Source organism: Allobrachymonas chironomi DSM 19884, assembly GCF_000374625.1.
In the GTDB taxonomy this organism is placed as follows: Bacteria; Pseudomonadota; Gammaproteobacteria; order Burkholderiales; family Burkholderiaceae_C; genus Brachymonas; species Brachymonas chironomi.
Map to the genome: position 1 here is coordinate 226797 of NZ_KB894766.1, position 20018 is coordinate 246814.

The following is a 20018-nucleotide window of genomic DNA, read 5'->3' on the forward strand; positions in this document are numbered from 1 at the left end:
AGCGCGTCAGGCGCGCTTACTTGGCAGCGCGATGCGCCTGGGCGCCCACCACCGCCAGGGCGGTCTGGTTCAGCACACGGCGCATGGTGGCGCTCGGCGTCAGCACATGCGCCGAGGCAGCCGCACCCAGCAGCAGCGGACCAATCGTCAGGCCCTGGCCACCGGTGGTCTTGAGCACGTTGAACAGGATATTGGCCGCATCCAGGTTCGGGCAGATCAGCAGATTGGCGCTGCCCGTCATGTGGTTGTCGGGCAGGAAGCTGTTACGCAGCTCGGCGTTCAGGGCGCTGTCACCCTGCATCTCGCCTTCGCACTCGATCTCGGGAGCCAGTTCGCGGAACGCCTGGTAGGCCTCGCGCATCTTGATGGCACTGGCACGGTTGCTGCTGCCGAAGTTGGAGTGCGACAGGAAGGCCACGCGCGGTTCGATGCCGAAACGGCGCACTTCCTTGGCCGCCAGCTGGGCGATATGTGCCAGCTCCTGCGCCGTCGGGTTCTCGTTGACGTAGGTATCGGCAATGAACAGGGTGTGCTTTTCCAGGAACACCGCATTCAGCGCCGCGAACTTTTCGCCCGGCTGGGTGCCGATGATGTTGTAGACCGAATCCAGATGCTTGTCGTAACCGCCGACCATGCCGCAAATCATGGCATCGGCATCGCCCAGACGCACGGCCAGCGAGGCAATCACGGTGTTGCGGCGGCGCACCGAGACCTTGGCGGACTCGGGCGACACGCCATGGCGGCCCATGCAGCGGTGGTATTCCTCCCAGTAGCTGCGGAAGCGCGGATCGTTCTCGGGATCGATCACGCCGACATCCTCGCCAATGCGGATGTGCAGGCCCAGCTTCTCGATACGACTCTCGATGATGTCGGGGCGGCCGATCAGGATCGGTTCGGCAATGCCGTCATCCAGCGCCTGCTGGGCAGCACGCAGCACGCGCTCGTCCTCGCCCTCGGCGTAGACCACGCGCTTCTGGCCGGCCGGTACGCTGCGGGCGCTGTGGAACACCGGGCGCATGAACATGCCGGTCTGGGTGACAAAGGTGTTGAGCGAATCGCGGTAGGCACGCAGATCCTCGATCGGACGCGTGGCCACACCGGATTCCTGGGCCGCCTTGGCCACGGCCGGGGCAATGTGCAGGATCAGGCGGCTGTCAAACGGCTTGGGAATGATGTATTCGGGGCCGAAGCGCAGATCCTGGCCGACGTAGGCATGGGCCACTTCGTCGCTGATTTCCAGCTTGGCCAGCTTGGCAATTTCGTGCACGCAGGCCACCTTCATCTCTTCCGTGATGCGGGTGGCGCCGCAATCCAGCGCGCCGCGGAAGATGTAGGGGAAGCACAGGACGTTGTTGACCTGGTTGGGGTAGTCGGAACGGCCGGTGGCCACAATGCAGTCCGGGCGCGCGGCCCTGGCCTCTTCGGGGCGGATCTCCGGATCGGGGTTGGCCAGCGCCAGGATGATGGGCTGACTGGCCATGGTCTTGACCATCTCGCCGCTCAGCACGTTGGAGGTGGAGCAACCCAGGAACACGTCAGCGTCACGGACCACATCGGCCAGCGTGCGGGCACCGGTATCCTGTTGCGCATAGCGCTGCTTGGAGGCGTCCATGCCGCCCGGGCGACCTTCGTAGATCAAGCCCTTGGAATCGCAGACATGGATGTTCTCGCGCTTCACGCCCAGGGCCACCATCAGGTCCAGGCAGGCGATGGCGGCAGCGCCGGCACCGGAAGCGGCCAGCTTGACCTCGCCGATCTGTTTGCCCACCAGCTCCAGGCCGTTGATCAGGGCCGAGGAGGAAATGATGGCGGTGCCGTGCTGGTCGTCGTGGAACACCGGGATGTTCATGCGATCGCGCAGCTTCTGCTCGATGTAGAAGCACTCGGGCGCCTTGATGTCTTCCAGGTTGATGCCGCCCAGCGTCGGCTCCAGCGCGGCGATGATATCGACCAGCTTGTCGGGATCGCGCTCGTCCAGTTCGATGTCGAACACGTCGATGCCGGCAAACTTCTTGAACAGGCAGCCCTTGCCTTCCATTACCGGCTTGCTCGCCAGCGGGCCGATATCGCCCAGACCCAGTACGGCCGTACCGTTGGTGATCACGCCGACCAGGTTGCCGCGCGAGGTGAATTCGGCCGCCTTGGACGGATCGGCCTCGATGTCCAGACAGGGAACGGCCACGCCGGGCGAATAGGCCAGCGACAGGTCACGCTGGTTGACCAGCGGCTTGGTCGGATTGACGGAAATCTTGCCCGGGAAAGGCGCGCGGTGGTAGTCGCGCGCAGCTTCCTTGAAGCTGTGATCGGTGGGGGTCTGGGTGTCGTTGTCTGTAGTCATTGTTGTATGGGTGGTCATGGAGACAAGGGTGCCGGGAATGGCCCAGTGCAAATTGTTGCACAAGTCACCCCCGGCAGCCGGCCTGTTCGGGCTATCCCGATGCCGATAGCCGGTTGTTGTCAGCGTTGCTGGCGCAAGGCTTGCAGCAGGCGCTGGCCGGCACGGCCGTTGCCGTTCATGCCCAGGCGTGACTGCTCGGCACGGATCGCCTCGCGCGTTTTGGCACCGATCATGCCGTCGGCAGTCCCGATGGCGTGGCCACGGGCCAGCAGCAGGGTCTGCAGTTCACGGTTTTCCGCACGCGACAGGCCGGGATCATCGGTCGGCCAGGCCTGGATGAAACCGACCCGGTTGCGCTGTCCGTCCACCAGCGTGGAGAGCTGGGCAATCGCCAGCGCGTAGTTCTCGCTGGCGTTGTAGCTGTAGAGCGTGTCAAAGTTCTTGCCCACCAAAAAAGCCGGGCCATTGCGGCCTGCCGGCAGCAGCAGGCCGGCACTGGCCATGGTGCGCGGCAGCGCACCGCCGCCATCGGCCAGGCGCAGCCCCTGGCTGGCCCAGTAATCCAGGCCGCGCTTGTTGCGGCGACCGCTGACCGCCGGCGTGTAGCCATCGGGCAGGCGCACTTCGTAGCCCCAGGGCTCGTTGCTGCGGTAGCCGGCCTTGCGCAGGAAGTTGGCCGTGGAGGCCAGTGCATCGGGCACGCTGTCAACGATGTCACGGCGGCCATCGCCATCAAAGTCCACGGCCGTGCTCAGGAAGGTGCTCGGCATGAACTGGGTCTGGCCAAAGGCTCCGGCCCAGGAGCCGGTCAGCTTGTCGGCGGGCACATCACCGCTTTGCAGGATGCGCAGGGTATTGGCAAATTCGGTTCGGAAATAGGCCTGGCGGCGGCCTTCGCAGGACAGCGTGGCGAGCGAGTTGAGCAGCGGACGGCCGCCCAGGTTCTGGCCGAAATTGCTTTCCACGCCCCAGACGCCCATCACCATGGCGGGCTCCACGCCATAGCGCTGCTGGATCTGGCGCAGTGTCGGCAGCCACTTGCGGTAGGCGGCACGGCCATCGGCCACGCGTTCCTGGTCCACCAGCACGGCCAGGTAGTCCCACACCGGCATGCTGAACTCCGGCTGGCGGTTGAGCAGCGGCAGCACGCTGGGATCGGGCTGCAAGCCATCGGTGTAACGGGCAAAGGTGGCCGCACTGACCTGGCGGAACGCCGGCGTTCCCTGCAAGTTCGCCAGACAGCTGCGGAATGCCGCCTCGTTGATCTGCGGCGCTGCCTCCTGCGCCTGCGCCAGGCCGGCAGCGGCCAGCAGCGTCAGGGGCAGGCTGCGCAGCGCCAGGCGACTGATACGGGAAAAGGGATACTTCACGGCTTGCTCCAGGTCATGTCGATGCTCACATGATAATGATACTTTCCGCTGCATCTGCCCTCTGGCGCAGCCATGCGCAATCGCTACAATTCCCGCATGACTTCCGATACCGCACGCTCCCACCCCGCCAGCACGCTGGAACCGCAGCAGGCCCTGCAACTGGCGCAGCAGGCCTTTGCCATCGAGGCCGATGCCCTGCGCGCCTGCAGTGACCGCCTGCAGCACACCGAAGCCGCCGGCGCGGCCTTCGTCCAGGCCATGCGCACCATCCTGCAGGCCCAGGGCCGTGTGGTGGTGATGGGCATGGGCAAGAGCGGCCATGTCGGGCGCAAGATCGCAGCCACGCTGGCCTCTACCGGTACGCCGGCCCTGTTCGTGCACCCAGCCGAAGCCAGCCATGGCGATCTCGGCATGGTGCGCGAGGTGGACGTGGTGCTCGCCATCAGCAACAGCGGCGAAAGCGACGAGCTGGCGCGCATCCTGCCGGTGCTCAAGCGCCAGGGCGTGCCGCTGATCGCCATGACCGGCGGCCTGCAGTCCAGCCTGGCGAAACACGCCGATATCGTGCTCGACAGCAGCGTTGCCAAGGAGGCCTGCCCGCTCAACCTGGCCCCCACCGCCAGCACCACGGTGCAGATCGCGCTGGGGGACGCCCTGGCCGTGGCCCTGCTCGATGCACGCGGCTTCAAGGCAGAAGACTTTGCCCGCTCGCACCCGGGCGGCGCACTGGGTCGCCGCCTGCTGACCACCGTGGCCGATGTGATGCGCCCGGCTGCCGAATCGCCCGTCGTCATGCCCGATGCCGACTTCGGCAGCGTGATGCAGGAAATGAGCGCCAAGGGCCTGGGCGCCACGCTGGTGGTCGATGCGCAGCGCAAGGTCGTCGGCATCTTCACCGATGGCGACCTGCGCCGCCTGCTCACCGCCGGCACCGATGTGCGCCCGCTGCGCGCCACCGACCTGATGCACGCCAACCCGCGCAGCATCCGCCCCGATGCACTCGCTGCCGATGCCGCCCGCCTGATGGAGGAATACCGCATCAGCAGCGTGCCCGTCACCGCGCCAGACGGCACCCTGGAAGGCTCCCTCAACACGCACGACCTGATGCGCGCCAAGGTGATCTGACATGCACAGCCCGGCCCTCACCCTCGATCCCTCCCTGCTGCTGGCCGCGCAATCGGTGCGCATCGTGTTTTTCGATGTCGATGGCGTGCTCACCGATGGCGGCCTGCTCTATACCGAAAGCGGCGAAACCATCAAGCGCTTCAACACGCTCGATGGCCACGGCCTCAAGCTGCTGCAAAAAGCCGGTATCACGCCTGCCGTCATCACCGGGCGCGATTCCACCCCGCTGCGCACGCGCCTGCAGGCGCTGGGTGTGCAGCATGCGGTGTTCGGCACCGAAGACAAGCTGCCCGCCGCCGAACGCCTGCTGGCCGAACTGGGACTGGACTGGTCGCAGGCCGCCGCCATGGGCGATGACTGGCCGGATCTGCCGATGCTGGTCCATGCCGCCTTTGCCGTGGCCCCGGCCAACGCCCACGCCGAGGTACTGGCTCGCGCCCACTACGTCACCACGCGCCAGGGCGGCCAGGGTGCCGTGCGCGAACTCTGCGACCTGCTGCTGCAGGCCAGTGGCCGCTACGCCAGCCTGCTCTCTCCCTATCTGGGCCCCGAGACCTGAGGTAGCCGCCGCATGAGCCCCACGATAGACCCCTCTACCGGACAGCTGCGTGCCCCCGAAGTGCCGCAGCGCAGCCTGAGCGACCACAGCGCCCGGGAAAAGACGCTGGATCGCGTACTGCGCGTCACCACCGACTTCCTGCCGCTGCTGCTGCTGGCCCTGCTGGTGCTGGGCACCACCTGGCTGGTGCGCAGCATGCCCGCCGATGACAGCGGCCGCGCCACGCCGCCCTCGGACAAGCCCGATTACTACCTGAACGATTTCCAGATCCGTTCCTACGATGCGGCCGGCGTGCTGCGCGCCGAAATTGCCGGCGACCATGGCGACCATATCCCGCAGGGTGACCTGCTGCGCGCCAATGGCATCCGCAGCTACCACCTGTCCGACGACGGCCAGGTGACACGCGCCAGTGCCAACACCGGCGTCGCCGATCGCCAGGCCGAAACCGTCGAGCTGCAGGGCCAGGTGCGCGTCACGCGCGGCCCGGCCAACGCAGGCAACCAGCCGCCGTTGCAATTCGAAAGTGATACCCTGCACATCCTGGAAGGCGGCAGGCAGCTGCAGACCGATCAGCCCGTGACCCTGACACGCGGCCCGAACGTGGTGCAGGGATCCGGCATGAACTACCAGCACGACCAGCAGAACGTCAACATCCAGGGCCGCGTCCAGGCCACCTTCGAGGCGGCGCGACCGGCCACGCAGCAGCCATGAATCCGGCTGCGCTAGCCACCACGGCGGGCCAGCCTCCGCTGGTCTTCATCACTGGCGCTTCCAGCGGCATCGGCCAGGCGCTGGCCCTGCAGTACTACCAGCAGGGCTGGCAGCTGGCGCTGGTGGCACGCCGTATCGGCCAGATGCAGGACTGGATGGCTCAACACGCGATCGACCCGGCTCGCTGCCAGCTGTTCGCAGCCGATGTCAGCCAGCCCGACAGCATCATCGCGGCCGGCCAGGCCTGTCTACAGCAGCTCGGCCTGCCGCAGATCGTGATCGCCAATGCCGGCATCAGCCACGGCATGGACACGGCGGAGCGCGCCGATATCGCCGTGATGCAGCAGATCTTCGCCACCAATGTCACCGGCATGGCCGCCACCTTTCACCCCTTTGTCATGCCGATGCGGCAACGCGGCAGCGGCAGCCTGGTCGGCATCGCCAGTGTCGCCGGAGTGCGCGGCCTGCCGGGACATGGGGCCTACAGTGGCAGCAAGGCCGCCGTCATCGCCTACTGCGAAAGCCTGCGCGGCGACATGCGCGGCAGTGGTGTGCAGGTCACCACCCTGCTGCCAGGCTATATCGCCACGCCAATGACGGCCGGTGACCGGTTTTCGCTGCCCTTCCTGCTGTCTGCGCAAGAGTTTGCGCGCCGCGCACGCCAGGCGATCGCGCGCGGCGACCGCTCCCGCGTGATTCCCTGGCAAATGGGCCTGGTGGCCGGCCTGATGCGTGTGCTGCCCGATGCACTCTGGGATCGGGCGCTGGCGGACCGTCCGCGCAAGCCGCGCCTGACCGATACCGGCACGCCGGGAGGCCAGGCATGACAGAGCGCGCCCCCATCCTGCCGCTGACGCCCAACCCGCTGCTCAAGCGCATGCGCCGCCGCCCGATTCCGGCGCGTGCGCGCAAGTGGCTGAACGCCGAAGGCTCGCTGACACGCCGGCTCAAGGCGGTATGCGATACCGTCCACATCCAGATCCTGCACCAGCGCCAGGCGGCGCTGTGGCCGCTTGAGAAGAAAGCGCTCAGCCGCCAGCGCCATCAGCAGGGCGGCGCTACCCACGTCCGCACCGTGCTGCAGTGGTGCGGCGAGCCGGACACCGCCTTTCCCGGCGTCTTTGCCCGTTCGGCCGTGCTGGCGCCGCAGGCACGTTTGTCCTGGGGCAGCCTGCGCGGCCTCGGCAACCGCCCGCTGGCCCATCTGCTGTTCGTCGCGCCCGGCATCCGGCGCACGCCGCTGTTCTACCAGTACGATCCGCCACATGCACCAGAAACGCGCCATGTGCTGCGCCAGTGGCAACAGCAGGCCGGCGCACACGCCGACCGGTTGCCGCAACGCGGCATCTGGCGTCGCTACTCGGTATTCCTGCACCGTGGTGCCCCCCTGATCGTGACCGAATGGTTTGCCCCCGAAGTGCTGGACTGGCCCATCGATCACCGCAAGCTCACGCCGATACGCCGGCTGCAGCCGCGCATCCAGAAACAGCAGCACCGGCGCGCCTGAGCAGCCTGCCGGCCAAGCTGGCAGAATGCAGTCATTGCAGTTTTTTCTCCGATCGCCCCATGAGCATGCCTTCCGCCCCGCCTGGCCAGATTGTCTTCTCGCACGGCAACAGCTTTCCTGCCGGCACCTACAACGTGTTGTTGCGCCAGCTGGAGCAGCAGGGCCACACGGTTTACGCCATCGACAAGTACGGCCACGATCCGCGCTATCCGGTGAGCAACAACTGGCAGTACATGGTGCAGCAGCTGATCGATTTCTGCGCCGGCCTGCCCGATCCGCAGGGCCGGCCGCGCTACCTGATCGGCCACTCCATGGGCGGCATCCTCAGCGTGATGGCCGCCGCCCGCGTGCCGCAACTCGCCCAGGCCGTGCTGATGCTGGACTCGCCCGTTTTTGGCGGCTGGCGTGCCGGTGTCCTGCGCCTCACCAAGCAGACCTCGCTGGCACAACGCCTGTCACCCGGTGCCACCAGCCATCGCCGGCGCCAGGAATGGCCCAGTGAAGATGCCGTGCTGCAGCACTTTGCCACCAAGCCGGTGTTCGCCAGCTGGCACCCGGAGGCCCTGCGCGACTACATCCGGCACGGTACCGAGCCGCACCCCAGCCTGGAGCTGCCGCTGCGCCGCAAGCTGGCGTTTGACCGCGACATCGAGACCGCCATCTACAACACCCTGCCCGACAACCTGGACCGCTGGCTGCGCCAGCATCCGCTGCAGATACCCGCCGCCATGATCGGCGGCAGCCGCTCGCGCGAACTGCGCCAGATCGGCATGCACACGCCGCGCCGCATCACCCAGGGCCGCATCTACCTGCTGGAAGGCGGCACCCACCTGTTTCCGCTGGAACAGCCGGATCAGACCGCCAGCCTGGTCAGCCGCGCACTGGCCGAGTTGCTCCCCGCCTCACGCTGAACCGATTCCGCAGGCAACAAAAAACCCGCAGGCGATGAAGCCATGCGGGTTCCCTGCTGCTGCCATCACGTGGATGGCAGCCGGCATCGACAATCAGTAGTTGTTGTCTTCGTAGCTGCGACGGCCACCGCCGTCACCGCGGCTGCCACCGTCACGGCGACCACCGCCGTAGGGGCTGCGGAAACCGTCGTTGCCACCACCGTAGCCACCGCCATCACCGCGACCATAGCCACCGCCGCCGCCTTCACGGCGACCACCGCCGTAACCGCCGCCACCAAAACCACCGCCACCACTACGCGGGGGACGCGGCTCCATCGGACGGGCCTCGTTCACCACCAGGGCACGGCCGCCCATGTCATGGCCATGCAGGCCATTGATGGCAGCCTGGGCTTCCGCCTCGCTGCCCATTTCCACAAAGCCGAAGCCCTTGGAACGGCCGGTGTCGCGCTCCATCATGACCTTGGCGCTCACCACATTGCCGAATTGGCCGAATTGCTGTTGCAGATCGTTGTCGCGCACAGCGTAGGGCAGGTTGCCCACGTACAGTTTGTTGCCCATTAACGGACTCTCCATGATTCAAAAACAGCGATGTCCGTTTGGGCGGGATAAACGTCAAAAGGCCCATACACACACAAATCAATCACCGCAAAAAAACACCACATGTGCCCCTGCACTCCTGTAGTCTGGAACATCATACGCGAAGAGTATCCACACGCCCCGTGACATTTCCATGTCAGCGCACGATGTGTTGTTAGCAAGCATCTAAAATCCGGACTTTCCCGAATAGCTGCAGATCGCTAGAATGCCGCATCTGCCACTTTACCCTTGGTCATGGAAGCCTTTCTCGTATCTACCGGCCTGGTTGCCCTGGCCGAAATGGGTGACAAAACCCAGTTGCTGTCATTGGTGCTGGCCGCCCGTTTCCGCAAGCCCTGGCCGATTGTCTGGGGCATTCTGGCAGCCACCCTGGCCAACCATGCGCTGGCAGGTGCACTGGGCAACTGGCTTTCCGGCCTGCTCAGCCCCGACATCCTGCGCTGGGTGCTGGTCGCGTCCTTTGTCGCCATGGCTGTCTGGATGCTGATCCCGGACAAGCTCGATGAGGACGAGCAGCCATCCCAGCCCAGATACGGCGTCTTCCTGACCACCGTGGCGCTGTTCTTTCTGGCCGAAATGGGCGACAAGACGCAGATTGCCACCGTCGCCCTGGCCGCGCGCTTTGATGACTGGCTCTGGGTCGTGGCCGGCACCACGATTGGCATGATGCTGGCCAACGTGCCGGTGGTGTTCCTGGGCGAACGCATCACGCGGCTGCTGCCGATGCAGTGGGTGCATCGCATCTGTGCCGCCATCTTCATCGTGCTGGCACTCACCGCCGCGCTCTGGCCCTGATGCTGACAAGGGCGTGACACGCTTGCTATACTAGGCTTCTTGTTGCGCCGATTTGCTTCCTGCTTGCGGGCGCCTGATAAATGCCGCTAAACGGAGCCTGCAGCCCGGTTTCCGTTTCATGACGGCAACCGGGTTTTGTTTTTGCCATGTCCTTTGTAGCCATCCCCCAGACCATGCACTTTGCCGGGCCGCTGACCCTGCAGAGTGGTGCCACGCTGCGTGACTTCACGCTCGCGTACGAGACCTACGGTACCCTCAACGCCGATCGCAGCAATGCGGTGCTGATCTGCCACGCCCTCAATGCCTCGCACCACGTAGCCGGGCATTACGCCGACGATCCGAACAATGTCGGCTGGTGGGACAACATGATCGGCCCCGGCAAGCCGGTCGATACCAACCGCTTTTTCGTCATCGGCATCAACAACCTGGGCTCCTGCTTTGGCAGCACCGGCCCACGTGACCTGAATCCCGATGCCGATCCTCTCAGCCCGCGCCAGCGCTACGGCTCCGACTTTCCGGTCGTCACGGTAGAAGACTGGGTCAACGCCCAGGCCCTGCTGCTGGACGCGCTCGGCATCGACCAGCTGGCAGCCGTCATGGGAGGCAGCCTGGGCGGCATGCAGACGCTGAGCTGGTCGCTGCAGTACCCGCAGCGCCTGCGTCATGCCATCGTGATCGCCAGTGCACCCAACCTGAGCGCCGAAAACATCGCCTTCAACGAGGTGGCGCGCCGCGCCATCGTGACCGATCCCGATTTCCACAACGGCCATTTCTACGAGCACGGCCTGGTGCCGGCACGCGGCTTGCGCATTGCACGCATGATCGGCCACATCACCTACCTGTCGGACGACGTGATGAACAGCAAGTTCGGCCGCGAGCTGCGCGATGCGGTATCGACCAACCTGAGCGGCTACAAGTACTCGACGCAGGATGTGGAGTTCCAGATCGAGAGCTATCTGCGCTACCAGGGCGACAAGTTCAGCACCTACTTTGACGCCAACACCTATCTGCTGATCACGCGTGCACTGGACTACTTCGACCCGGCTCGCAACTTCGATGGCAACCTGACTCGCACCCTGGCGCGTGCCCAGGCCGATTTCCTGCTGGTCAGCTTTACCACCGACTGGCGCTTCAGCCCGGCTCGCAGCCGCGAAATCGTCAAGGGCCTGCTGGACAACCGCCGGCGCGTGAGCTACCTGGAAATCGAGGCCCCGCACGGCCACGATGCCTTTCTGCTCGACAACCCGCAATATCTGGACGGCGTACGCACCTATTTTGAACGGAGGGTCGCGGCATGAGCGGCGGACTGGTAGCGATCGAGGCGATTGCGCGGCTGGTGCCGCAAGGTGCCCATGTACTGGATCTGGGCTGCGGCGATGGCCGTCTGCTGGCCTATCTGCACGAGCAGCGCGGCTGTACCGGCTATGGTGTGGAAATCGACGATGCCCATGTGCAGGCCTGTCTGCAGCGTGGCGTCGATGTCCTGCAGATCAACCTGGACACCGGCCTGCCGATGTTTGCCGACAACAGCTTTGACGTGGTGCTGCAGATCGACACCTTGCAGCACCTGCGCAATGCCGAAACCATGCTGCGCGAAACCACGCGTGTCGGCAAGCTCGGCGTGATTGCCTTCCCCAACTTTGCCCACTGGCCGAACCGCCTGTCCATCCTGCGCGGCCGCATGCCGGTGAGCAAGCGCATGCCTTACGAGTGGTACAACACGCCCAACATCCGCGTGGGTACCCATGCCGATTTCGGCGTGCTGGCCGCCCGCAACGGCCTGCGCGTACTCGACAACTTCGGCCTGCACGAAGGCGAAGTGGTGCGCTGGTGCCCCAACCTGCTGGCCAGCACCGCCGTCTATCAGGTTCAGCGCGCCTGAAGCACCGCACCCGCCAGCGTCTCCGCAGGATGATCCGGAGACGGCTGCTGCGCCTCTTGCCGGCGACGGCGCAACACGCGCTCCCAGGCCCGCTCGTGGAACACATAGGCCACGGTCTGCACGGCCGGCTCAAGCAGCGACAGGGCAATCGCGGCCTTGATGTCGCCTGTCACCAGATACGCCACGGAAGCGGCCACCAGCATGTGCATGCCCGAATAGCTCAGCGTCTTGAGCAAAGTCTGGCGATGGGTGAGGACGAGCTTGCGAATGCGGGCCATGATGATCTCCTGTTGCGCTTCCAGCCGGAAGACATGAGTAGATGATAACGATTATCATCTACGACAGCAATCGATTCCCGCTATGCCCGCCATAGGCAGGCGATTACTTCTGCTGCCAGGGCAGGCCACGATAGCGCCAGCCTCCCAGCCGGCCGCGGTGACCGGCAGCGTCCAGACTGCCCTCGAATCCTTCCAGGATGTTGTAGCACGGCCCCAGCCCCAGGGCAGTGGCGCGGGTCGCGGCATCGATCGAGCGCACCCCACTGCGGCACAGGAACAGCAGCGCCTTGCCCGGGTGACGTGCCGCCACTTGCTGCACCCCCTGGTCAAAACCGGGGTTGACCTCCATCGCCGGGTACTCTTTCCAGGCCAGCGGCTCGCTGCCCGGCACAAAGCCCACCCAGTCCAACTCTGCACGGGTGCGCACGTCAATCACCACGCCCTGGCCCTGCTGTTGCCAGTCATGCGCCTGCTGCGGCGTGATGTCTCCGGCATAGGAAGGCGTGGCGTCCTGCGTGTCGTAAGTTTGCGTCATGATCGGCTCAAATGCTATATGTCAATGTATATTGTGCCCGCACACGGACACTTTCATCTATTCGTGAATGATTTGACACCTGTCAAACCCGGTTGCCGGTTTCTCTGGCCCAATGCAATTTGACTATTATCTGGAGAAAAATCATGGACGTCCTGATGACCGAACTGTTCCGCACCGATATCGGCCTGCTGTCGCTGTTTACCATACTGTTCATCGTTGGCATGTCCGTCTTCTTTGTCTGGTTTTTCCGCAAGAAGATTGCACACGATGTGGCCCAACACGAGCGCGAACTGCGTCAGGGCAAGACCTCCTGAGCCCGTGCAGCGCGCTTCGCGCCAGTAGCGCTCCTTGGTATACTGGAGGCATGCGGCAGGTTCCTGCCGGATTCCTGCTTACCGCATTGCAACCAACCTCAAGAGGATCTCTGATGTTCCCCGAATACCGCGACCTTATTACCAAGCTGAAGACCGAAGATGCCCGCTTCGAGCGCCTGTTCGACAAGCACAACGAGCTGGACCAGAAGATCAAGAACATGGAAGCCCGCATCGAGCCGGCCACCGACATTGAAATTGATGTCCTGAAGAAAGAAAAGCTGGCCCTGAAGGACGAGCTGTACCAGATCCTGCGCAAGGCCAACGCCGCCGAGGCCTGATCGCCCGGTTCCGCCTGCATTTCGCAGCATCCCCCGCCAGCCTGGCTGCCGGGGGATTTTTCATGCCTGCGCGTCAGGCAGCAGCTGCAGCAGGGAAAGCGCGGCCAGGGGGGCGGTTTCGGCACGCAATACATGGGCACCAAGCGTGATCGGCTCAAAGCCCTGCTGCAGCGCCAACGCCTCTTCCGCGGCATCGAGCCCGCCTTCGGGCCCGGACAGCAGACTGACCGGCTGCTGCGGGCGCTGACCGGCCACCCAGGTATGCAGCGGCTGGCTGCCGGCCGTCAGGGACAGCATCGCCTTGCGGCCGGCAGACGCCGCCAGCGCCTCTGGCAGGCTGCGCAGCGGCTGGATCAGCGGCACCCGTGTGCGGCCGCTTTGCTCACAGGCCGATATCGCCACGGCCTGCCAGTGCGCCTGACGGCGTTCGGCGCGATCGCCCTTGAGGCGCAGCACGCTGCGGCTGGTCTGCAGGGGCTGGATGCTGCGCACGCCCAGTTCGGCGGCTTTTTCGACCAGCCAGTCCATGCGTTCGTTGGCCGGCACGCCGACCAGCAGATGCACCTCGGCCTCCGGCACATCGCGCGGCGGATGCAGCTGCAGAATGCGCACTTCGACCTCGCTGCGCCCCATGCGCAGCACTTCGGCCTCGGCGTGGCCCCGGCTCCAGGGTGCTTCGGCGGTCGTGGCGGCATCGGGCAGGCCGCCGTGGAACAGCTCGATGCGCTCACCCGGCTGCAGGCGCAGCACCTGTACATGGCGTGCCGCGCCGGCCGGCAGCAGCAGCTCCTGACCCGGAATCAGCGGCAGGGGGCAGTGAAAGCGAGGCATGGCTTACAGGCGGCCAAAGGCGTAGCCGCTGACGTCCTGCGTGCCTTCGATGTCGTCCACCAGCTGCAGCAGCGGAGCCAGTTCGCGGTAGCGACGACCGGCATGGCGGATGTACTCGATGAAACGCGGCGTATCGGCCAGGTACTTGTCCTTGCCGTCGCGCAGTGTCAGGCGTGCAAAAATGCCGGCCACTTTCAGATGGCGTTGCAGCCCCATCCATTCCACCGCGCGGTAGAAGGCACCAAAATCCTGATGCCAGTCCTCGAAATCCATCAGGCCGGCCTTGCGCGCACGCTCCCAGTAGCGGATTGTCACGTCCAGCACCAGCTCTTCGTCCCAGCTGATGAACGCATCGCGCATCAGGCTGGCAATGTCGTAGGTGATCGGGCCGTACACCGCGTCCTGGAAGTCCAGTACACCCAGCGGCGACTGTGGCGTCTCGCCCAGCATCAGGTTGCGCGGCATGAAGTCACGGTGCACATACACGCAGGGCGCAGCCAGGTTGCGTTGCACGATCAGGTCGAAGGTGCTGGCCAACACCTGCTGCTGCGCGGGCGTGAGCGTGACCTGGCGGTGTTGCGTCAGGTACCAGTCGGGGAACAGCTGCAGCTCGCGGCGCAGCAGCGCCTCGTCGTAAGGGGGCAGCTGGTCCGGACGCGAGGCCTGTTGCCAGGGCAGCAGCGCCTCCAGCGCCTGCTGGTAGTACGGCATGGCGGCAACCGGCTGCTGTTCGTCCAGCGCCGTCATCATGGTATGGCTGCCGAGATCGTTCAGCAGCATGAAACCGTGTGCGCGATCCCATTCGAGCACGCGCGCGGCATGCACGCCGGCCTGCTCCATCAGCCCGGCCACATGCACGAAGGGCTGGCAGTTCTCCTTGTCTGGCGGCGCATCCATGATGATGCGCGCAGGCTGGCCGGCTTCACCCTGCACGCGCAGGTAGCGGCGGAAGCTGGCATCGGCATTGGCCAGCACCACGCTGTCGGGACGGATCTGCTGGCGTGCGGCAATCGCTTCCAGCCATTGGCCAAACTGCTGGCCACGTTCGGGCGCGGACCAGTTCAGGGCCGCGATGGGATCATTCTGCAGGGACATGATTCAAGTCGGTAATAATTGTGGCCGGCGCACCTGCGCACGGCATGCCGCCCATTGTATGCAAGGCGTGCCATCATGGCATTTTTGTCACAGCGCACTCCCTGCCCGGCCAATGGCTGGCAGAATGAATCCTTTCAGGAATTGTCTGGTGGGCGCAAGCCTGCCCTTCTTCTACCGTGAGCTCCCGACTGCACTCCCCTGCCATCCCACAACGCCACAGCATCCGCTGGCTGCGCACGCCTGTCGCCCATGGCGTATTGCTGCTGTGCAGCGGCCTGGCAACACCGGTCTGGGCGGACAGCTCCCGCAGCTATGACATTGCCATCGTGCCGCCGGTCATGGCCGCCTCGGCCCCGCAGGAGCCCGCCAGCGGCCCGACCGTGATCGAGGCCAACCAGATCGAGGGGCAGGTCGACCTGGATGTCACGGCCACCGGCGCAGCCATCATCCGGCAGCCCGGCACCGTGGTGCAGGGCGAGACCCTGCACTACTCGATTCCCGCCAACGAGGTCACGGCCACCGGCGATGTGCGCATCGAGCGTGACGGCAATGTCTACCAGGGCGAGCAGCTGCAACTGCAGCTGGATACCCAGTCGGGCAGCTTCGACAACGTGGAGATGGAGCTGCAGCGCAACGGCGGCCTGGCCAGGGCCGGCAAGATCGAATTCATCGACGGCAGCCACAGCATCGGCCACGACATGATCTACAGCACCTGCCGCCGGGCCGACCGCCAGCAGGGCGACTGGAACCCGGCCTGGTATATCCGTGGCGAAAAAATCATCATCGACACCGAGGCCGATGAGGGCTATGTCGAAAACGGCGCGCTGGTGTTCTATGGCGTGCCTATCCTGCCGATTCCCGGCGGCCTGGGCTTCCCGCTGTCGGACAAGCGCCGCTCCGGCCTGCTGCCGCCCACCTTCTCGCTGGGCACCGAGGACGGCTTCGAGGTCGCCGTGCCGTACTACTTCAACATCGCCCCCAACCGCGATGCCACCGTCATGCCCACGCTGTACAGCAACCGGGGCGTAGACCTGTACGGCCAGTTCCGCTATCTGGAAGACACGTACGCCGGCAGCCTGCAGGGCAACTTCCTGCCGGGCGACAACCTGCGTGACAACCAGAACCGCTGGCACTATATCTTCCAGCACGCGCAGACTTTCCCCTCGGTGCCGGAACGCTACGGCCAGTTCAAGCTAGACATGCACCTGGAACGCGTCAGCGATGACAACTACTGGCGCGACTTCTACAACTTCGACAGCCGCAACACGCTGCTGAGCGAGCGCACCTTCTCCAGCAACATGCAGCTGGGCTGGAAGAAGGATGACTGGTCGGGCTTTATCCGCAACGAGAAATGGCAGACGCTGCAGCAGCCGGACGAGATCGTCCCGCCCTATGACAAGACGCCGCAGTTGCACCTGAACTACACGCGCGACGATGTGCGCGGCTTCGACCTGTTGCTGGATCTGGACCACACGCGCTTCCGTGCCGACTCCAGCCTGGCCCGGTACCCGGATGGCGACCGCAGCTATGCCCGCGCCCGCGCCAGCTACCCCTGGGTACGCCCCTGGGGCTATGTCGTGCCGGCGCTGGAAGTCAATGCACGCCACTACAGCACGGATACCGCCATGGCCAATGGCAAGCGCTCGGACAGCGTGGTGATTCCGACTGCCACGCTGGACAGTTCGCTGGTGTTCGAGCGCGATACGCAGATGTTCAGCCGCAGCGTGCGCCAGACACTGGAGCCGCGCCTGTTCCTCGCCTACACGCCCTACAGGGAGCAGAATCATCTGCCGGCCTACGACAGCTGGCTGAAGGACTTCAACCTGTCCAGCATCTTCAGCGCGAACCCGTTCTCCGGCAATGACCGCATCGCCGACACCCGCGCCGCCACGCTGGGCGTGACCAGCCGCCTGTATGACAACGCCGATGGTGCCGAGCTGGCCAACCTGACCTTTGCCGCCCGCAAGCAGCTCAAGACACGACGCGTGCAGCTGGATGAGCACGACACGCCGGACAGCAACAGTTTCAGCAATCTGCTGCTGGACGGCACCGTCAACTGGACACCACAGTGGAGCACGCGCGCCAGCATGCAGTGGGATCCGGAAATCGGTCGCACCATGCGCGGCGTGATCGGCGGCAGCTACACGCCCGGGCCGTATCGCAGCATCACGGCGCACTACCGCCACCAGCGCGAGCGCACCGAGCAGATTGACGTCGGCTGGCAGTGGCCGCTGAACGACCTGTGGGGCAGCCAGGATGTCGAGAAACCTGCCGGCCAGGGCCTGGGGCCGGGCCGCTGGTACACGGTCGGCCGCCTGTTCTACTCGCTGCAGGAAAGCCGCCTGGTCGAATCGATTGTCGGCCTCGAATACGACAGCTGCTGCTGGATCGGACGCATTGCCCTGCACCGCAAGGCGATCCAGCACCAGCCGTCCAAGATGGACAACCGCATCATGTTCCAGCTCGAATTCAACGGATTGTCACGACTCGGCTCCAGCCCGGTCCGGACTTTCACGGACAATATCCCCAACTACCAGCTGCTGCGCGATCGCCGCAACAGCTCCGGATCGCCCTTCTGAGAGATGCCATGACTGTACGCAAGTCCTCCTTCCTCCACCGCTTTCACGCCCCGGCATTCGCCTGCGCCCTGTTGCTGGGCGGCCAGGCCGTGCTGCCCGCCGCGCAGGCACAGACTGCCCGCAGCGGCGTCCAAAGCGACTACATCGTCGCCGTCGTCAACAAGGAACCGGTCACCAACCGCGAAGTGCAGGTGCGCGCCAACGAACTGGCCCGCAGCCTGAGCGCCGCCAAGCAGCCGGTACCGACCCGCCAGGCGCTGCTGCAGCGCGCCCTGGATGACGTGATCTTCCAGAAAGCCGCCATCCAGTCGGCCCGCGCCACCAGCATCGCCATCAGCGATGAAGAACTGGATGTGCGCGAACGCGCCCTGGCCCGCCAGGCCAACCTGGATGTCGAGAAATACCGCGCGCGCTTCATCCAGGAGCGTCGCATCGCCCCTTCCCAGTACCGCGCCGCGCTGCGTGACGCCTTCCTGCTGGAGCGTGTGCGCGATGCCCGTGTGAACCAGGAAATGGCCAAGGTCAGCGACCTCGAAGCCCTGCGCGCCCTGCGCGAGCAGCGCATCAAGCAGGGACTGCCCGACTCCCTGGTGCCCGCCGTGCGCATGGCGCAAATCCTGATTGCCGTCCCGCCGGGCAGCAGCCCCCAGGAGGTGCAGGCACTGCAGGAAAAGGCCAACAATGCCGTGAAGGCACTGCGCAACGGCCAGGAATTCCTGCAGGTGGCGCGTGAATACAGCGATATCCCGCCGCAGGCCAGCCCGCTGGTGCCGCAGGAGCAGCTGGCGCCGGATCTGGCAGCGGCCATCCGCAACGTGCCGCTGGGCCAGAGCACCGATGCCGTGCGCACCGAAGACGGCTTCCACATCATCCAGGTGGTCGAACGCCAGCATATCGACATGGCCTTCGGCATCACGGAAACGCGTGCCCGCCACATCCTGCTGATTCCCAGCGCCAAGCTGTCCGAGAAGCAGGCCACGGCACAACTGGCCCAGGTACGCCGTGACATCGCCTCCGGCAAGACCGATTTTGCCGATGCGGCACGTCGCCTGTCGATGGATGGCAGCGCCCAGCAGGGCGGCGATCTGGGCTGGGCCCAGCCCGGCATGTTCGTGCCCGAATTCGAGGAGCGCCTGGACAAGCTGCAGGCGGCCGGCAACATGACGCAGCCCTTCACCTCGCGCTTTGGCGTGCACCTGGTGCAGCTGCTGGAGCGCCGTTCGGCGCCCATGACACAGGCACAGCAGGTGGCCATGGCGCGCGCGGCCCTGCGTGAGCAACGCGCCGGCGAGGCCTTGCGCAACTGGGAAGAAGAGATCCGCGGTCGCGCCTACATCGAGATGCGCAGGACGCCGAGTTGAGTCGCGCGCCCTCATCCTCCCGTCGTGGTACGGCAGCGCGCCCGCAGGCCGTGCGCGGCAGTGGTGGCCATGTGGCGCGCAAGCGCTTCGGTCAGAACTTCCTGTGTGATGGCGGCATCATCGCCGGCATTGTCGATGCGATTGCCCCCCGTGCCGGCGAACCGCTGATCGAGATCGGCCCCGGACTGGCCGCCCTGACGCAGCCGCTGGTAGAGCGCGCCGGCCAGCTCACCGTGATCGAACTGGACCGTGACCTGGCTGCCCGCCTGCGCCAGCATCCGCAGCTGGACGTGATCGAATCCGATGTGCTCAAGGTCGATGTCACGGCACTGGCCGCCGAACGCGGCTGGGAGCGCGTGCGCGTATGCGGCAACCTGCCCTACAACATCTCCACGCCGATCCTGTTCCATCTGCTGGACCATGTGGACGTGATCCGCGACCAGCACTTCATGCTGCAGAAGGAAGTGATCGACCGCATGCTGGCAGAACCGGCCTGCGGCGATTACAGCCGCCTGACAGTGATGCTGCAGTGGCGCTACGCCATGGAACAGGTGTTGTTCGTGCCGCCGGAAAGTTTTGATCCGCCGCCCAGGGTGAACAGTGCCGTGGTGCGCATGGTGCCACTGGCAGAGCCGCCGCAGCTGCATCTGCCGACCTATGCCGCCCTGGTGCAATCGGCCTTCAGCCAGCGCCGCAAGCTGTTGCGCCATTCGCTCGGCCGCTGGCTGGAAGAACACGGCTTTGCCGGCAGCTTCGACCTGCAGCGTCGCGCAGAAGAGGTGCCGGTGCACGAGTACGTGGCGCTGGCCCGACATCCGTCGCTGCAGCCCGAAGCCTGAGCGGGACGCTTGCCGCACACCCGCCGGGTACGACCCGCCCGGCAGACGGCCGC

The 20018-nt window shown here is 65.4% G+C and carries 21 protein-coding genes; 14 read left to right on the plus strand and 7 right to left on the minus strand.

Annotated features, from left to right (window positions below; all coding sequences use genetic code 11):
- Positions 1–16: 16 nt before the first annotated feature.
- Both C513_RS0103660 and C513_RS0103665 read right to left on the minus strand, forming a co-directional pair.
- Positions 17–2338: an NADP-dependent malic enzyme gene (locus C513_RS0103660; RefSeq protein ID WP_018714678.1), complete on the minus strand. Its 2322-nt coding sequence runs from the start codon at positions 2336–2338 to the stop codon at positions 17–19.
- 119 nt (positions 2339–2457) lie between these two features.
- The gene (locus C513_RS0103665) at positions 2458–3708 is read right to left on the minus strand and encodes a lytic murein transglycosylase (protein WP_018714679.1); all 1251 of its coding nucleotides are present in this window, start codon (positions 3706–3708) and stop codon (positions 2458–2460) included.
- A gap of 96 nt (positions 3709–3804) precedes the next feature.
- Between C513_RS0103665 and C513_RS0103670 the strand changes: the two genes are divergently transcribed.
- Genes C513_RS0103670 through C513_RS0103695 form a run of 6 tightly spaced genes read left to right on the plus strand, consistent with a single transcriptional unit; the run spans position 3805 to position 8521 of the window.
- Positions 3805–4833 carry a KpsF/GutQ family sugar-phosphate isomerase gene (locus tag C513_RS0103670; protein WP_026320510.1) on the plus strand — a complete coding sequence of 343 codons (1029 nt, stop codon included), beginning with the start codon at positions 3805–3807 and terminating at the stop codon, positions 4831–4833.
- 1 nt (position 4834) lies between these two features.
- Entirely contained in the window at positions 4835–5392 is a 558-nt protein-coding gene (locus C513_RS0103675; protein ID WP_018714681.1) for a KdsC family phosphatase, read from the plus strand.
- 12 nt (positions 5393–5404) lie between these two features.
- A complete protein-coding gene (gene lptC, locus C513_RS0103680; protein WP_018714682.1) occupies positions 5405–6103 on the plus strand; it encodes an LPS export ABC transporter periplasmic protein LptC in 699 nt (232 codons plus the stop codon).
- On the plus strand, positions 6100–6930 hold the full coding sequence (locus C513_RS0103685) for an SDR family oxidoreductase (protein WP_018714683.1): 831 nt from the start codon (positions 6100–6102) through the stop codon (positions 6928–6930). Before lptC ends, C513_RS0103685 begins: the two co-directional genes overlap by 4 nt.
- Positions 6927–7610, plus strand: coding sequence for a chorismate--pyruvate lyase family protein (locus C513_RS0103690; protein WP_018714684.1), 684 nt, complete (start codon positions 6927–6929; stop codon positions 7608–7610). Before C513_RS0103685 ends, C513_RS0103690 begins: the two co-directional genes overlap by 4 nt.
- A 59-nt stretch (positions 7611–7669) precedes the next feature.
- A complete protein-coding gene (locus C513_RS0103695) occupies positions 7670–8521 on the plus strand; it encodes an alpha/beta fold hydrolase (protein WP_018714685.1) in 852 nt (283 codons plus the stop codon).
- 93 nt (positions 8522–8614) lie between these two features.
- Here the strand turns inward: C513_RS0103695 and C513_RS0103700 are convergent, their stop codons facing one another.
- Complete coding sequence (locus C513_RS0103700) at positions 8615–9079, minus strand: RNA recognition motif domain-containing protein (protein WP_018714686.1); 465 nt, start codon at positions 9077–9079, stop codon at positions 8615–8617.
- A gap of 273 nt (positions 9080–9352) precedes the next feature.
- Here C513_RS0103700 and C513_RS0103705 point away from each other — a divergent pair, with 273 nt between their 5' ends.
- The 3 genes from C513_RS0103705 to metW all read left to right on the plus strand — a co-directional run bounded on the left by C513_RS0103705 (position 9353) and on the right by metW (position 11795).
- The gene (locus C513_RS0103705; protein ID WP_018714687.1) at positions 9353–9913 is read left to right on the plus strand and encodes a TMEM165/GDT1 family protein; all 561 of its coding nucleotides are present in this window, start codon (positions 9353–9355) and stop codon (positions 9911–9913) included.
- A gap of 146 nt (positions 9914–10059) precedes the next feature.
- Positions 10060–11211 carry a homoserine O-succinyltransferase MetX gene (gene metX, locus C513_RS0103710; protein ID WP_018714688.1) on the plus strand — a complete coding sequence of 384 codons (1152 nt, stop codon included), beginning with the start codon at positions 10060–10062 and terminating at the stop codon, positions 11209–11211.
- Positions 11208–11795: a methionine biosynthesis protein MetW gene (metW, locus tag C513_RS0103715; protein WP_018714689.1), complete on the plus strand. Its 588-nt coding sequence runs from the start codon at positions 11208–11210 to the stop codon at positions 11793–11795. The genes metX and metW overlap by 4 nt, the downstream gene beginning before the upstream one ends.
- On the opposite strand, the gene C513_RS12630 is transcribed toward metW, so the two are convergent.
- Both C513_RS12630 and C513_RS0103725 read right to left on the minus strand, forming a co-directional pair.
- Positions 11783–12073: a DUF2061 domain-containing protein gene (locus C513_RS12630; protein ID WP_018714690.1), complete on the minus strand. Its 291-nt coding sequence runs from the start codon at positions 12071–12073 to the stop codon at positions 11783–11785. The two genes, metW and C513_RS12630, sit on opposite strands and share 13 nt — an antisense overlap.
- A gap of 103 nt (positions 12074–12176) precedes the next feature.
- Entirely contained in the window at positions 12177–12608 is a 432-nt protein-coding gene (locus tag C513_RS0103725) for a rhodanese-like domain-containing protein (RefSeq protein WP_018714691.1), read from the minus strand.
- 143 nt (positions 12609–12751) lie between these two features.
- Here C513_RS0103725 and C513_RS13840 point away from each other — a divergent pair, with 143 nt between their 5' ends.
- Both C513_RS13840 and C513_RS0103735 read left to right on the plus strand, forming a co-directional pair.
- Positions 12752–12922: a DUF3149 domain-containing protein gene (locus C513_RS13840; RefSeq protein WP_018714692.1), complete on the plus strand. Its 171-nt coding sequence runs from the start codon at positions 12752–12754 to the stop codon at positions 12920–12922.
- Between the two features lie 113 nt (positions 12923–13035).
- On the plus strand, positions 13036–13260 hold the full coding sequence (locus tag C513_RS0103735) for an HP1242/YdcH family protein (RefSeq protein ID WP_018714693.1): 225 nt from the start codon (positions 13036–13038) through the stop codon (positions 13258–13260).
- Positions 13261–13320: 60 nt separating this feature from the next.
- Here the strand turns inward: C513_RS0103735 and C513_RS0103740 are convergent, their stop codons facing one another.
- Both C513_RS0103740 and C513_RS0103745 read right to left on the minus strand, forming a co-directional pair.
- Entirely contained in the window at positions 13321–14091 is a 771-nt protein-coding gene (locus C513_RS0103740; RefSeq protein WP_018714694.1) for a 16S rRNA (uracil(1498)-N(3))-methyltransferase, read from the minus strand.
- Positions 14092–14094: 3 nt separating this feature from the next.
- Positions 14095–15186 (minus strand): aminoglycoside phosphotransferase family protein, encoded by a 1092-nt coding sequence (locus C513_RS0103745; RefSeq protein WP_018714695.1) that lies wholly within the window; start codon positions 15184–15186, stop codon positions 14095–14097.
- A 176-nt stretch (positions 15187–15362) separates the two neighbouring features.
- Here C513_RS0103745 and C513_RS0103750 point away from each other — a divergent pair, with 176 nt between their 5' ends.
- Genes C513_RS0103750 through rsmA form a run of 3 tightly spaced genes read left to right on the plus strand, consistent with a single transcriptional unit; the run spans position 15363 to position 19965 of the window.
- Entirely contained in the window at positions 15363–17765 is a 2403-nt protein-coding gene (locus C513_RS0103750) for an LPS-assembly protein LptD (protein WP_156816029.1), read from the plus strand.
- 8 nt (positions 17766–17773) lie between these two features.
- Positions 17774–19126, plus strand: coding sequence for a peptidylprolyl isomerase (locus C513_RS0103755; RefSeq protein WP_018714697.1), 1353 nt, complete (start codon positions 17774–17776; stop codon positions 19124–19126).
- 50 nt (positions 19127–19176) lie between these two features.
- Complete coding sequence (rsmA, locus tag C513_RS0103760; RefSeq protein WP_018714698.1) at positions 19177–19965, plus strand: 16S rRNA (adenine(1518)-N(6)/adenine(1519)-N(6))-dimethyltransferase RsmA; 789 nt, start codon at positions 19177–19179, stop codon at positions 19963–19965.
- The last annotated feature ends 53 nt before the right edge of the window (positions 19966–20018 follow it).